We start from the raw sequence: 12817 nt of genomic DNA, 5'->3' as shown, positions 1-12817 counted from the left end.
ACCTCGAACATACGGAGTCCGGGTGACCATGCGCATCAGCCGAGAGCAGGCACGTGATCGAATCGCCGCGGCCAGGGTGGCCCGGCTGGCCAGCGCGGACGCCGCGGGCAGGCCGCACGTGGTGCCGATCGTGCTCGCCGCCGCGGGCGATGAACTGATCACCGCGGTCGACTGGAAGCCGAAGTCGGGGCGCGAGCTGCGCCGGATCCGCAACATCGAGGAGAACCCGCTGGTGTCGGTCCTGGTCGACGGCTACGACGAGGACTGGTCGAAGCTGTGGTGGGCCCGCGCCGACGGCACGGCGGAGATCCTCCAGGAGCACCCGCTGCTGGACGCGCTGATCGCGAAGTACCCGCAGTACCAGCGGAAACCCCCGGGAGGCGCGCTGATCGCGGTGCGCGTGGACCGTTGGACCGGCTGGGCTAGTTCTGGGGTTTGAGGCGCACGACGTCGGAGTCCAGATCCAGCGGTCCGGCCCCGGACTCGCGCTCGTCCTCCTTGGCCACCTCGACCCAGGCCAGGTGGTCGAGCTGGTGCTTGACGCCCACGTTGAACAGCCCCTCGACCTCCATCGCCACGGACCCGACTCGGGAGGGCTCCGGCTTGGGCTCGGGCTGGGACACGGGATGGGCCGCCCGCAGCTCCGCGCGCCGCTTCGCCCGTCCCGCCCGATCGATGGCCATGCGTCCACGCTAACCCGGCGAAGCGCTCATCAGCACCATCCGCGGCGTTCGGCCACCAGTAGGGTCGCCCCGTGCCCGACCCGTACCACGTCCAGGTCCCGACGGAGGACCTCGCGGACCTCACCCGAGCCCTGGAGCTCCTCGACTCCCGCGCGGACCTCAACGACCGCTACCGCGCGATGCTGCAGGAGTCCCTGGCCCTGCTGACCGAACGGCAGATCCGCCTCACCCAGGCCAGGGGCCTGGCGAAACGCCTCATGGTCCTGATCAAGGCAGCAGGCCCGGATTTCCCCGACACCCTCGACGAAACGTCCCGGAACACCCTCACCGCAGGCCGCTCGAAAGCCGACGACCTGGTCTTCCACCCAGAGGAAACCTGACCCGGGACCCCGCCGGAACATCCCGCGAAGCGGTCTGTATGCTTTTTCCCGCAAGCCAGCACGCTGGCGAGCACGCCGGGTTGCCCGAGCGGCCAAAGGGAGCTGACTGTAAATCAGCCGGCATTGCCTTCGGAGGTTCGAATCCTCCACCCGGCACAAGCAGGAAAAAGACCCCGTGACCAGCACCAAAGCGGTCACGGGGTCTTTGCTTTGCAGTCCGGCTGTGTCCGGTGCCGTCCGGCCGTGTACGACGATCCACGGCAAATACACGGCAAAGCTCAGGCTTGGGCTAGCGCCTGTTCCACTCGCTGGCGGGCTGCCTGCTCTCCGCCGTCCAGACACTTCGCGTATACGCGAAGCAGCACGGTGGTCATGCAAGTACTGCGTCAGCTCTGGCGCGCACGGGGCCTGGCGGCTCTGCCGTCTTCATCTCGGTGCTCAGAGGACGCTGCTCGCTCCAGGTTGGAGAGTTGGTCCGCTCGGCTCCGATCTCCGGAGCGGAGTGTTCGAGGTAGAGCTCGCCCCAGCCGTCCTTCGGCAGCGACAAGTTGTGCTTGCGGAAGTTTTGCGGCATCCTCCGACGGAAGCGCCGCGAAGCACACCAAGGCGAAAAACGCCTGAAGACGCTCGTTCACCTCGCCGACGGCTTGCAACAGCTGCGAGCCTGCACCGGGTTGACGCCGCAGACGGACGTGTCGGCTGCCGCTCGCGTGCTGTCAAGCTTGAGCTCAAGCGCACCCTGGAGCCCCGAAGCACATCTGGCTCAGCGAGTTCAACCACACGCCGGCTGTTGTCCTGCACCCAACGAAGCTATCGCTCGACTTGGGCCGAATGAAGAGGTCCGCCTGATATGCGGACCAGAGCTGTCCTGGACTGCGCCTACCGTCGGCAGCGATATCCCTGATGGACGAGGAGCAACGCTATGGGTGGACGGCTGCTGATCTACGGGGCGAATGGCTACACCGGCCGTCTCGCCCTCGAGCGGGCGGTGGAGGTCGGCCTCGACATCGTCGTCGCCGGCCGCAACACCACCAAAGTCACGGCGCTCGGCGCCGAGTTCGGTGTCGAGTCTCGCTCCTTCGCATTGGACGATCCCTACACGGCGCGCAGTGGCTTGAAAAGTGTGGACTGCGTGCTGCACGTCGCGGGGCCGTTCCAGGAGACCGCACAGCCGATGATGCAGGCATGCCTGGATGCCGGGGTGCATTATGTCGACTCGACCGCCGAGTACCCGACGTTCGCGCTTGCCGAGTCGATGGATGCGGTCGCCAGACGAGCCGGGGTCATGGTGCTGTCGGGAGGCGGTTGGCAGTCCGTTCCCAGCGACTGCTTGGTGATGCACACGGCCCGGCGAGTGCGGGACCCGCAGCGAGTGGCAATCGGCCTGCACGTCACCGGTGGCTTCTCCCGCGGCTCGATCGCCGGCTCGTCGATCATCATGGATCTGGGTGTACTCGTCCGGCGCGGTGGCGAGGTCATCAGCGTCGACAGCCCGCAGCCGCGGACGTTTGACTTCGGAGACGGCCTGGTGGAATGCATGCCCGCGGCGATGGGCGAACTGATCACCAGCTGGCGATCGACGGGGATTGGTGACATCGAATGTTACCTGGGCACCGATTCAGGCTTCCCCGACGACATCGTCGGCAACGGCCCAAGCGCGCAGGAGCGCGCCGCGAACCGCTACCAAGTGCTCGCGGAGGTAACCGGCCACGACGGCCAGGTCGCACGCTCGATGATCGACACTCCGAACGGGTACACCTACACCCCGCTGGCCGGGATCGAGATCGCACGCCGAGTGCTGGACGGCCACGCACCGGTCGGCTATCAGACCCCGGCGTTGGCATACGACACAGACCTGGCGCTTTCAGTCGGCGACACGACGATCACCGACTTGTAAACGTCTGAGCGCCCTAGTCCGGATCTACGCCGCGATCAAGCACGTGGTGCGCCTCATGCAGGAATGAGTCGCGCTCGATCCCGGCAACGGCCAATCCCCACGTCAAGCCACTCGCTCGCCGGCAATGATCACGCCGATCGCAGACGCAACCCCATCAACTCCTGCACACCCGAGCGCCGGGCAGGGCTCCGCACTGCGGCCACCGCTGACGGAACCGCGTTAAGGATCCGGACCGGATCTGACCGGGTTGGTCCGTAGCATCCGAAGCCGTGATGAGCACCTCCTCACGGCTGCTGAAGCTCTTGTCCCTGCTGCCGTCGCGACCGAGTTGGACCGCCGGTGACCTGGCAGAGCGCATGGGGATCACCGAGCGCACGGTACGGCGGGACATCGCCCGGCTGCGCGACCTCGGCTACGACGTGTCCTCCGATCCAGGCCGATGGGGCGGTTACAAGCTCGGAGGCGGCGGTAAGCAGTTGCTGCTCGTGCTCGACGACGAAGAGTCGCTGGCGGTCAGCGTTGCGTTGCGCGAGGCCGCGCAAACCCGCGTTCTCGGCGACGACCAAGCTGTGTTGTCCGCATTTTTGAAGCTGCGGCAGCTGTTGCCATCCCGGATGGCCGCCCGGCTCGGCGCGATGGATGACGTTTTCGAGCACACAACTCGGGTCTGTGGCCAACCGTTGTCGCCCGGCATGCTCGCCGGGTTGGCGAGTGCCTGCCGCCGCAGTGAGCGAATCACCCTGTCTTATCGGGATATGCGGGGCGACGAGACCATTCGCGACGTGGACCCGCACCGGCTCGTCTTCACCGGGAACCGCTGGTACTTCGTCGCCCGTGACGTGACCAAGGGCGAATGGCGAACGTTTCGCGCTGACCGCGTGATCGAGGCCCAGCCCACTGGGCGCGTGGTCCACATCGAGAACCCGCCCGAAGCGGCACAGGTCGTCACCGAGATGCTCACCAGCGACTACCCGCTCTATGCCACCATTCGTCTGCCGCTGTCGCAGCAGGACGCGCTCCGCGTCGTTCCGCCCACCGCCGGAGTCCACCGGCCGGATGGGCCGGACACCACGATCGTCGAGATCGGCGGGGCCGATCCGGTGTCGCTGGGTGCCTACCTGATGCGGCTGGGCACCCCGTTGACCGTGCTCGCACCGGACTCCGTTCGGGAGGTGGTGCGGCGACGAGCCGCCGCGATGGCGACGGACAACGCCGAGATCAGTCCGGGAGCAGGGTGAATTCCACCCGACCGAAACGCACTCCGTTGACCTGCAACTCGATGCGGTGCAGTCCGGGATGGTAGCGGCGAGTCGTCAGCGGCCGGAACGAGTGCCCCCGGGTGAGTTCGATGGTTTCGCCGGGGCCGACGGTGCGGGTGGTCAGCTTGAACGTCTTGCCGGTCAGGTCGCCATTTGCCTTGCGGTGGTGGACGACGTAGTCGATCGCGAGCCGAGCGGGCTCCGACTCGCGGTTGCGCACCGATGCGCTGAACGTCAGAGTCTGCCCGATCGTCACGGTGTTCGATGCGAGCAACGGGCCGGTCACGTCGAGCCTGGCCGGGGTGAATCCCAGTAGTTCCAGCGCGCCCGGGTGGCCTTGCTTGACGAGCGTGCGCAGCCCGTGCCGAACGAGGCGAACCGTGTTGTCGGAGCTGGCTCCCTCCATCCATGCTGCCGCGGTTTTGACGGCCAGATCTGGTTCGCGGCGGCTGAGGTCGTTGAGGTGGTTGGCGACCGAACGCCGGACGTACTCGCTTTGGTCGCAGTACAGCGCGTCCAGAATCGGCAGGGTCGAGCGGGGCTCGGCTAGGACTCCCGGGACTCGCACGGCCCACGGCAGGAACGGCCGAGCTCCCTCCGACGCCAGCCGGCGCACGTGTTCATTCTCCGACGCGGTCCATCCCAGGACCGTCACCAGCGCGCGTTCGAGGTCATGGCTGAGCAGCACCCGCAACGCGAACTCCGAAGACAGTCGGGGAGTCAGCTCCGCCAGCAGCGCAAGAGCATCGTCGAAGGCCTCACCGGTTCCATTCTCGATGGACTTGACCGCGACGGCGCTGGTAACCGGCCAGATCAACCAGCCGGTGAACGACGTCGCCCGTTCACTCGCGGCACGCACGGTCGCGGCGAACGAGTCGTAGTCACCTGGCAGATCGGCCAGCAGAGCGTCGCGCAGCAGATCACTGCGTTCACGCAGCGGCAGCGGCGCCAAGACAAACTCGGCCGCGCGCAACTTGGCCAACCGCGCACGTGGTTCGGCCGCGCGCAGGGCGGCTGTCAGGGCACGGACGGTCTGAGCGCCGATCAGCTCATCGGCGAAAGGCATCAGCTCTCCCCGTCGGGCCGCATCAGGCGCCCGTCTGCGTGATTGTTCGTTCGAGACCCGCTGCGATTTTGGCCATGGTCGTCCCGTACGCCTCGGGCATGTCCACACCCAGCTTGTCGGCGAGCACGAAGACCCACCACAGGCACTCGGCCAGCTTGTGGCGCAGTTCGGCGTCGACATCGCAGTCGATGTCCCAGGTGCGCTCGGCTGCCAGCACGAGCCGACCGACATATGCCGCGTCGTTGGTGAACCCGACCGCGAGCTCCGGCACCGTCCAAGTCCGCTCCAGCAGGCGCTGCTCGAGCCGCTCGTACAGGGCGCGCACCTCTAGTGCCGTGGCATTCGCCTCGGCGAGACCCGCCTTGCCACCGGACTGCACGTCGTTCATGCCTGTTCCTCTCTTCGAAGGCTTGCCGAGTTCGGACGGTAGACCCGAACCCGGACCACTCGGGTCCTGTTCTCGGCCGCTACACCACCGCCCGAGTGTCGAACGCATCACTTCCCACCGCAGGTGGCGGAAACTCACGGCAGACCGAGGCCGAACGCTCGCCGTTCAGCGGCGTCGACTTTCACCGCCATCGACCACGAGTTCGGCTCCTGTCATGAAGGTGCTCTGATCGCCGGCCAGGAACATCGCCGCGTCGGCGGCCTCCTCGGCACGCCCGAGGCGTCCCAGCGGCACGCCCGCGCTCAACCGCCCGCGCGCCCGCTCTTTCGCCTGCTCGTCGCCCGCACCGGCGAGGAGCCCCGGCGTCTCGATGTATCCCGGCGCCAGCGTGTTGACCCGGATACGACGCCCGCTGAGTTCGTTCGCCCACACCCGAGCGATTGCGTGCACCGCACCCTTGGAAGCCCCGTAGACGCCGAAGGCCGGGTTTCCGGTGAACGCCGCTGTGGAACCGGTGAGGATCACCGAGGCGCCGTCCACCAGCAGGGGAAGCATCTTTTGCACGGTGAACACGAGTCCACGCACGTTCGTCCGGAAGATCTGGTCGAAGTGCTCCTCTGTGACGTCCTCCAGCGTGCGGAACGAGCCGCCACCAGCGTTGGCCAACAGAACATCGATCCGCTCTCCCGCCGCCGTAATCGTCGCCGCCAACCGGTCGAGTTCGACGATCTCGGACACGTCGCCTCGGAACGGGGTGGCGAGCGGGCCGATCTCCGCGACGGCAGCCTCGAGCTCCGGCGTGCGTCGGCCGGTCACGTACACGTGCGCGCCGTCGGCGGCGAACCGCTTCGCTGCTGCCAGTCCGATCCCGGCGCTGCCGCCCGTGACGACAGCCGTCCTGCCATCCAGTTGTCCCATGATCAGTCCCTTCGCTCCCGCAGTCCCCGGCGGACCACGCCATTACGTGTGCGGACGACGTTATTGGCGGTTCCGGACAGGTTTGGCCCGCGAATGCGCCGTAGGGTGTGTTTCTGTGATTAGCGCCTCTGCTCGCCTCCTCCGTCTGCTGTCGGTGTTGTCGACTCGCCCGGAGTGGTCAAGCCAGGACCTGGCCGACCGCTTGGACATCCACGAGCGCACCGTCCGCCGCGACATCTCGAAGCTGCGAGAACTCGGCTACGGAATTGAATCCACCTCCGGGCCATACGGTGGCTACCGGCTGGGGGGCGGTTCGCGGATGCCGCCGTTGAGCCTCGAGGACGACGAGGCACTGGCCGTCGCGATCGCCCTGCGGCAGGCGGCCTGGGACGGTCCCGACACCGCCGGACACTCCGCACTGACGGCGTTGGCCAAGCTCCAGCACTCGTTGCCGCGCACGATCGGCAATCGGCTGCGCTCGCTAAACGCGACGGTCGAGCACATCGGGGACCGCAACTCCGAGCACTGGGGACGCGCGGATCCGCAGGTCCTGCTCGATCTCGCCAACGCCTGCCGGGAGGGCGACCGCGTGCACTTTTCCTACCTGGACCGTCAGGGTGTCGACAGCCTGCGCGATGTGGAGCCGCAGCGGTTGGTCCGTACCGCGCACCGTTGGTACCTCGTCGCCTGGGGCCTCGACCGCCGCGACTGGCGCACATTCCGGGCGGACCGCGCCCGCGACGTCGTGGTCACCGGTCGCGCCGCCCCAGACCGCCCGGTCGCCGACGCAGCAGCACTCGTCGACGCAGCCATCACAAGCACGCCGTACGAGATGTACGCCGACGTCGAGTTCCCGCTACCGCTGAACGAAGTGCGCGAGCTCGTGCCCGCCACGGTGGCCGAACACCGATCGGCGGGCGATCGGCTGACAGTCTCCCGGGTCGGCGGTCCCAACGCGCAATGGCTGTCCGGATACCTCATCCGCCTCGGCGTCCCACTTCGCATCATCAGCCCTCTGGAGGTCCGCCAGGCAGTCATCACGCACGCGCGCGACATGCTCGTGATGCAAGAGGAAAAGGGCGGACACCGCAAAACCGGGCGGTAGCTGTCCTCAACTGCTCCTAACATCGACCCGGACGACCGATCGCGAAGAGGAGAAACACGTGGACCGCCGCGCAGATCACTTCACCGCCCCCGACGAACCCGAGACCACCTGGATCGGACCAGCCCAGTACGTATCAGTGCGCGGTGAGGGACCGCCTGGTACCGAAGCCTTCTACACCCGCAAGTCCCTCGTCGAAACGGCGGCCCACGAGCTGCGGCGGATCCGATCGGACCCCGCCTGGACGCCCGGAGACATCACGGAGATCGCCTACTGGTACGACGACGTCCACGGCGACATCGGCATTGCCAACTTCTACTCGTCCGTAGCCCTCGAATACCTACACTTCCGCATGTTGGTCCAAATACCCGACGAAGTAACGAACGACCACCTCGACATCGCGTGGCGGAACCTGCCCGACGCTGTGCGAACTGCCGGGATCAAACCCGAGCTGTACAGGACCCCTGGCAGGATGGTTGTCCAGGTAATGCACCACGGGCCATTTGCCAACGAATTCGACACGCTCCACCGCCTCGGAGAATTCGCTGCCCGAAGTCATCTCGAACGCAGCGGACCGCACCACGAGCTCCATCTGGACCCCTTCTCCCACGGCAGCTCCCAAGAGCAACTCCGCACTATCCTGCGAGACCCGGTTACCCCGGTGGGCCTGTAGTTTTGGTCTATCATCGTGGATCGCCACGTTGAGGGCGGTGTGCATGGCGGGCAGCCTAGGCCGCAGGTAAACGCATAGATGTGGGCAAGTCCCCGGCACGAGAGCCTGCTGGGTTAACCGGCCATGCGCTCGTGGTAACCGGCAATGTTTCGTGGTGGGCCAGTTTGATCAGCGGGTTCGAACCCACGCCCCCTTTAACCGTCTGTCATGTCACGGACCGCGAGGGCCAAAGCCCGAGGTGCAGCGCCTTAAACAGAAGCGGTCCAGGCTCCGGTCGGTGAGCCGTGCAAGCGGCACCATGGACAGCCCCCGCGAGCTGAGGTGCCGCGAGCTCTGCCGTCCGTAGCCATTGGGGAACCCGGATAGCTCAGGCTTGGGCTAGCGCCTGTTCCACTCGCTGGCGGGCTGCCTGCTCGCCGCCGTCCAGACACTTCGCGTAGACGCGAAGCAGCACGCCAACGCTGTGGCCGGCCCATTCGGCGACACGAGTCGGCTCGACCCCGCCGTTGAGCCAGGTGGACACCGCGGCATGGCGTAGGTCATAAGGCCGTTTCCCGAGCGGTGAGTGAGCCTGTTCCGGGGTGAGGGCGGTTTCCCGGGCCTTAGCCCAGGCCCGGCCGTAGACCGTGCTTGAGATCCGCCCTCCGTTCCGCCGTCCTCGGAAGAGACGGCCGTCAGCAGCGGTCCCGAACTTGTCGAGGTGGTCGTGCAGGTACTGCGTCAGCTCGGGCGGACACGGCACCTGACGACCACTGCCGTCCTCCCGGTGCTTCAGCGACCGCTGCTCGCTCCGGATCCGCGAGTCAGTCCACTCGGCTCCGATCTCGGGGGCCGACTGCTCAAGAAAGAGCTCACCCCACCCTGACCGCGGCAGCGACAAATTGTGCTTGCGGAGGTTCGCGGCCTCCTCCGGACGAAGCGCCGCGAAGTACATCAGAGCGAAGAACGCCTGCAGTCGTTCATTCACCTCACCAACCGCTCCGAGGAGCTGTCGGGCCTGCGTTGGGTTGACGACGCTGCGTCGGTCAACCTGCTGCATCCGTGTCCGGTGTTTCTTCACCCGCACCTCCGTCAAAGGGTTCTCCGCCAGCACCTTCGTCTCGACCGCGTAATCCAGGGCGTTGCCGAGCGTTGTCCGCCGCAGACGGATCGTGTCCGCAGCTGCCCGGGCACCGTCGAGCTTGAGATCGAGGGCCGCCAGGAGCCGTCGAAGCACGTCCGGTTCAGAAAGCTCAGCCACCTGCCGACTGTTGTCCTGAACCCACCGGAGCCGTCGCGTGGTCTCGGCCGGGTGCTCTTCGTCTCGCCAGCTGGGGTTCAGGCCGCGCCTCAACGCCGCACGCACGGCCTTCTGGTCACGCTCGGACGGCTGGGGCTTCAGCATCCAGATCGTGATCGGTGTCAGGGAGTCGACCAGGCTCTTGCGGTGGCCGGGTGAGGCATCGGGCCACTTCATAGCCAGGTAGTCCCGAGCGAACTCAAACCACCCGATCTTCGACTCTTCCGCCTTCAGCATCGTGACCGGCAGGCCGCAGGCGACATCGAACGCGACGCCTTCGGCCATCGCCGAGTTGAGCTTCGATTCAAAGCTCTTGGCCAGACCGGCCGACGAGAAGCCCTTCTGGAACTCCTGTTTCGCGACCGCCCAGCGCACGTAGTGGGTGGTCCGTGTCTTCCCGACGTACTTTCGCCTCTTCCACAGCCTGACTTCGTACGAGGTCTTCATCAGGCGGCCTCCTCGTGAGCGTCGAACCAGCGCTCGGCCTCTGCCTGCCGGATGCGCAGTTCGCCGTTGGGCAACTTCATGCAACGCGGGCCGATCCCCTTCGCGCGCCACTCGTAGAAGGTTGAGCGGGCGATCCGGAGCTCTCGGCAGAACTCAGCAACAGTCATGGGCGCTCGGCGCGTATCCATGTCCTGGTTCCTCCCCTGGTCTGGCACGTGCGTGCCTTGCCCGCGTTATGCGGGCTGTTTGGTGCGGTGGGTCTGCGGAAGAAGCGGAAATGCGGAAGAAGTGCGGGAAACCGGCCCGTGACCTGGCGTTTTGGTGCTGGTACTTCTTCCGGGGCGGATGCGGAAGAAGTGCGGAGAAAGTCGGTGTGGGGGGCTTTTTCCGCAGTTCTTCCGCAGGGGTCGCGGCGAAAGTCGCGTGCTGGTTTTGCCTGATCAGGGCGGTTGCTCTGGGACTTTTTCCGCACTTCCGCTTCTTCCGCAGGGCTGGCGAGCCTGGGGGCGGAGGATGAACCGGGTTGAGGGCCGGCCGCGGCCGGTGCGGGTTTCTTGGGTGACGATGCCGTCGCGGATGAGCAGGGCGATCATTTCGAGGGCCTGCTCGGCGGCTTTCTTGTGGCGCTTGGCGAAGTCGTTGTAGACCTCGGACTTGCCGCGGCCGGTCTCTCCGGCTTCGGCGAGCCAGGCCATGAGGCGTTCGACTTCTTCCTGGTCGTCGAGTTGGCCGTAGAGCCAGTGGATGGATTCCTCGGTGTAGGCCCACAGCGCCCGGGCGGCGTGCAGGTGCTCGGCGTCAACGGCCTGGGAGCCGTCGAGGAGGGCGTAGGCCAGCGCGAGGCGCGGGATCATCGGCCGCCCCCGCGCCAGCAGCGCGGTGACCGGGCCGTCCGGGCGGGGGCGTGCGAGGTCGCGGTAGATCGGCTCCCACGCCTCGATCGCGGCCGGGGTGAACGGCACCTCACCCAGCCCGGAGAGCTTGCGCAGCCGGTCGGCGAGCTGCCCGGCGATGTCGGCGACCATGCCGTCGGGGAGGTTGCCGCCTTCGGGCAGCAGCTGGGTGCGGCGGCTGGCCACGATCAGCATCCGGTTGAGCCCACCACCGAACACCTCGGCACTGGTCATCCGCTCACGCAGCTCGCGCGGGGTGACGTGGCCGATGACGGTGATGCTGGGGTCGGTGGCGGTGACGGGGTTGGAGCGGGTGACCGACTGCAGGCTCTTGCCGTCCCAAGCCTCCCGCAGGGTCATCGACAGCGTGTTGCCCGAGCGCTCGAACTGAGCGAGCACCTTCGCGTACTCCTCCTCCACCACCAGCAACCGCCGGTCGGATCGCGGGGTGATGTCGCCGGTGTCGTCGTCCTTCTCGTCGGCGACCTGCTCGATCAGCCCCTCACCCGAGGACAGGCCCCGGACTGTCTTCAGCGGCCACTCGGAGGTCTTGGCGACCTCGCGGAACAACCGCTCGATGACCGCCTGCGCCGTGCCCTTCGCCCCGTCAGAGGTCCGGCCGGTAATCAGCGGCCACACCCGCCCGGGGTGCACGCTGTTGGCTCGGTAGAGATACGAGCCGGTGCCGACCCACGCGCCGAAGGTGGACAGCAGAATCGCCAGCAGAGCGGCCGGGTGCGCCTCGGTCGTCGGCGCGACCTCGCGGACGATCCGGCCCGCGGTGCCCTGCAACGCCGCAGGGCTGAGGTTCGGAAACCCCACCACCGGCAACGGGGTCTCGTCCTCCCCCGCCGGGGTCGGGAACGGCACGACCCGGCCACCCTCACCCGGGTCCGCTCCGTGATCGAGGTGTTCTGCGTGCGTCATGCGGCCCTCCGGTGCTCGATCACGTCCGGACCGATGTCGCGCTGCCACCGGGCGAGGTCGGTGGCCAGGCGCTGTCCCAGGTCCACCAGCTCATCGCTCGGCTCCAGCAGGGCCAGCAGCTGTTCGGTCGCGGCGGTCTCGGCAGCCTGTGCCAGGCGCTGGGCGTGCTCGGCAACGGCACGGCGGTAGGCGGTTTCGAGGACGTGCGTGCGCAGCACCCATCCGGCCTCAGGCCACGGAGCCCGCTGGTAGGTCTCGAAGATCCACATCGCCAGGCCGTGAGCCTGGTCCCGAGTGGTCAGCAGGCCACGGCGGCGGGCTTCGGCGACCAACACCTGCGGGTCCGGCGAGACACCGGCCGCGGTCACCCGCACGGCCAGGTCGAATACGACCCCGCGCACACCGGGGTCGGCATCGGATGGGCGCATCCCGGCCAACAGCTCCCTGGCACGCTCGGCGGAGCAGGCCATCAGGCAGCCCAGGAACGCCCGCACCGGGTCGAACTCCGTCTCGCCGTACGGCTTCTCCAGGTTCGTCACCATCGGCCTCCTTTCGGTCGAGTTGGTCATGGCGGGCTTCGTCAGTGACGGTGGTGGTTGGCGCGGTGGACGCGGCGTGCGGCGTTGATGACCCGGCGGCCGGGGCGCAGCCGGAGCCCGGTGCCGGTGCAGCGGCGGCAGAGGCGGATCGCGCGGCCGAACGGGGAGCGGAGCTTTCCGCCGCCTCGGCAGGTGCGGCAGGCCTTGAAGGGCCAGAACCAGCACGTCATGCCGTAACCGAACGTGACCAATAGGAGTGCGAGGAACAGGACGGTGCTAGCGGAGTCAGCGGGGGTCACAGATGGCCTCCAGGGCGGTTTTTGGGCGCAGTGGCCCACGCGCCTCTAGGAACTAGGGCGCTGGTGA

General features: G+C 67.3%; 15 protein-coding genes and 1 tRNA gene. 7 read left to right on the top strand and 9 right to left on the bottom strand.

The genetic code is table 11. From position 1 onward, the window contains the following. Positions 1-28: 28 nt before the first annotated feature. Positions 29-439, top strand: coding sequence for a TIGR03668 family PPOX class F420-dependent oxidoreductase (locus REH65_RS19545; RefSeq protein WP_281455474.1), 411 nt, complete (start codon positions 29-31; stop codon positions 437-439). Here REH65_RS19545 and REH65_RS19540 read toward each other — a convergent pair. Then, entirely contained in the window at positions 423-683 is a 261-nt protein-coding gene (locus tag REH65_RS19540; protein WP_406688601.1) for a hypothetical protein, read from the bottom strand. The two genes, REH65_RS19545 and REH65_RS19540, sit on opposite strands and share 17 nt — an antisense overlap. 71 nt (positions 684-754) lie before the next feature. On the opposite strand from REH65_RS19540, the gene REH65_RS19535 reads away from it, so the two are divergent. From REH65_RS19535 to REH65_RS19520, 4 genes are all read left to right on the top strand, one after another. Beyond that, the gene (locus REH65_RS19535) at positions 755-1063 is read left to right on the top strand and encodes a hypothetical protein (protein WP_406688600.1); all 309 of its coding nucleotides are present in this window, start codon (positions 755-757) and stop codon (positions 1061-1063) included. Positions 1064-1137: 74 nt separating this feature from the next. Further along, positions 1138-1219: transfer RNA gene (locus REH65_RS19530), tRNA-Tyr, on the top strand. 766 nt (positions 1220-1985) lie between these two features. Then, positions 1986-2960, top strand: coding sequence for a saccharopine dehydrogenase family protein (locus REH65_RS19525; protein ID WP_406688599.1), 975 nt, complete (start codon positions 1986-1988; stop codon positions 2958-2960). A 272-nt stretch (positions 2961-3232) separates the two neighbouring features. Beyond that, complete coding sequence (locus tag REH65_RS19520) at positions 3233-4198, top strand: helix-turn-helix transcriptional regulator (RefSeq protein ID WP_406693199.1); 966 nt, start codon at positions 3233-3235, stop codon at positions 4196-4198. On the opposite strand, the gene REH65_RS19515 is transcribed toward REH65_RS19520, so the two are convergent. The 3 genes from REH65_RS19515 to REH65_RS19505 all read right to left on the bottom strand — a co-directional run bounded on the left by REH65_RS19515 (position 4179) and on the right by REH65_RS19505 (position 6591). After that, positions 4179-5285, bottom strand: coding sequence for a DNA alkylation repair protein (locus REH65_RS19515; RefSeq protein ID WP_406688598.1), 1107 nt, complete (start codon positions 5283-5285; stop codon positions 4179-4181). The two genes, REH65_RS19520 and REH65_RS19515, sit on opposite strands and share 20 nt — an antisense overlap. Positions 5286-5307: 22 nt before the next feature. Beyond that, positions 5308-5673, bottom strand: coding sequence for a hypothetical protein (locus REH65_RS19510; RefSeq protein ID WP_406688597.1), 366 nt, complete (start codon positions 5671-5673; stop codon positions 5308-5310). 165 nt (positions 5674-5838) lie between these two features. Further along, on the bottom strand, positions 5839-6591 hold the full coding sequence (locus tag REH65_RS19505) for an SDR family NAD(P)-dependent oxidoreductase (protein WP_406688596.1): 753 nt from the start codon (positions 6589-6591) through the stop codon (positions 5839-5841). On the opposite strand from REH65_RS19505, the gene REH65_RS19500 reads away from it, so the two are divergent. After that, complete coding sequence (locus REH65_RS19500) at positions 6590-7696, top strand: helix-turn-helix transcriptional regulator (RefSeq protein WP_406688595.1); 1107 nt, start codon at positions 6590-6592, stop codon at positions 7694-7696. The genes REH65_RS19505 and REH65_RS19500 overlap by 2 nt on opposite strands. A gap of 58 nt (positions 7697-7754) precedes the next feature. Further along, positions 7755-8366: a hypothetical protein gene (locus REH65_RS19495; RefSeq protein WP_406688594.1), complete on the top strand. Its 612-nt coding sequence runs from the start codon at positions 7755-7757 to the stop codon at positions 8364-8366. A 367-nt stretch (positions 8367-8733) separates the two neighbouring features. Here REH65_RS19495 and REH65_RS19490 read toward each other — a convergent pair whose 3' ends face one another. The 5 genes from REH65_RS19490 to REH65_RS19470 form a co-directional block, all read right to left on the bottom strand. Beyond that, positions 8734-10092, bottom strand: coding sequence for a tyrosine-type recombinase/integrase (locus tag REH65_RS19490; protein WP_406688593.1), 1359 nt, complete (start codon positions 10090-10092; stop codon positions 8734-8736). Continuing rightward, the gene (locus REH65_RS19485) at positions 10092-10259 is read right to left on the bottom strand and encodes a helix-turn-helix domain-containing protein (RefSeq protein ID WP_363871777.1); all 168 of its coding nucleotides are present in this window, start codon (positions 10257-10259) and stop codon (positions 10092-10094) included. Before REH65_RS19485 ends, REH65_RS19490 begins: the two co-directional genes overlap by 1 nt. A gap of 273 nt (positions 10260-10532) precedes the next feature. Continuing rightward, a complete protein-coding gene (locus REH65_RS19480; RefSeq protein WP_406688592.1) occupies positions 10533-11912 on the bottom strand; it encodes a hypothetical protein in 1380 nt (459 codons plus the stop codon). Continuing rightward, the gene (locus REH65_RS19475) at positions 11909-12454 is read right to left on the bottom strand and encodes a hypothetical protein (RefSeq protein WP_406688591.1); all 546 of its coding nucleotides are present in this window, start codon (positions 12452-12454) and stop codon (positions 11909-11911) included. Before REH65_RS19475 ends, REH65_RS19480 begins: the two co-directional genes overlap by 4 nt. Positions 12455-12492: 38 nt before the next feature. Further along, positions 12493-12681: a hypothetical protein gene (locus tag REH65_RS19470; protein WP_406688590.1), complete on the bottom strand. Its 189-nt coding sequence runs from the start codon at positions 12679-12681 to the stop codon at positions 12493-12495. Positions 12682-12817: the final 136 nt, after the last annotated feature.

It is taken from the genome of Saccharopolyspora sp. ID03-671, from assembly GCF_045278815.1.
In the GTDB taxonomy this organism is placed as follows: domain Bacteria; phylum Actinomycetota; class Actinomycetes; order Mycobacteriales; family Pseudonocardiaceae; genus Saccharopolyspora; species Saccharopolyspora ipomoeae.
The sequence above is the reverse complement of the archived record's forward strand: the minus strand, read 5'-3'. Positions and strand labels throughout refer to the sequence as shown.

Bases quoted from the DNA above. Each gene is read 5' to 3' on its own strand.
- REH65_RS19515 (WP_406688598.1), bottom strand. From the start codon at position 5,285: ATGCCTTTCGCCGATGAGCTGATCGGCGCTCAGACCGTCCGTGCCCTG.
- REH65_RS19490 (WP_406688593.1), bottom strand. From the start codon at position 10,092: ATGAAGACCTCGTACGAAGTCAGGCTGTGGAAGAGGCGAAAGTACGTC.
- REH65_RS19475 (WP_406688591.1), bottom strand. From the start codon at position 12,454: ATGGTGACGAACCTGGAGAAGCCGTACGGCGAGACGGAGTTCGACCCG.
- REH65_RS19470 (WP_406688590.1), bottom strand. From the start codon at position 12,681: ATGACGTGCTGGTTCTGGCCCTTCAAGGCCTGCCGCACCTGCCGAGGC.
- REH65_RS19540 (WP_406688601.1), bottom strand. From the start codon at position 683: ATGGCCATCGATCGGGCGGGACGGGCGAAGCGGCGCGCGGAGCTGCGG.
- REH65_RS19510 (WP_406688597.1), bottom strand. From the start codon at position 5,673: ATGAACGACGTGCAGTCCGGTGGCAAGGCGGGTCTCGCCGAGGCGAAT.
- REH65_RS19485 (WP_363871777.1), bottom strand. From the start codon at position 10,259: ATGACTGTTGCTGAGTTCTGCCGAGAGCTCCGGATCGCCCGCTCAACC.
- REH65_RS19545 (WP_281455474.1), top strand. From the start codon at position 29: ATGCGCATCAGCCGAGAGCAGGCACGTGATCGAATCGCCGCGGCCAGG.
- REH65_RS19500 (WP_406688595.1), top strand. From the start codon at position 6,590: ATGATCAGTCCCTTCGCTCCCGCAGTCCCCGGCGGACCACGCCATTAC.
- REH65_RS19525 (WP_406688599.1), top strand. From the start codon at position 1,986: ATGGGTGGACGGCTGCTGATCTACGGGGCGAATGGCTACACCGGCCGT.
- REH65_RS19480 (WP_406688592.1), bottom strand. From the start codon at position 11,912: ATGACGCACGCAGAACACCTCGATCACGGAGCGGACCCGGGTGAGGGT.
- REH65_RS19520 (WP_406693199.1), top strand. From the start codon at position 3,233: ATGAGCACCTCCTCACGGCTGCTGAAGCTCTTGTCCCTGCTGCCGTCG.
- REH65_RS19505 (WP_406688596.1), bottom strand. From the start codon at position 6,591: ATGGGACAACTGGATGGCAGGACGGCTGTCGTCACGGGCGGCAGCGCC.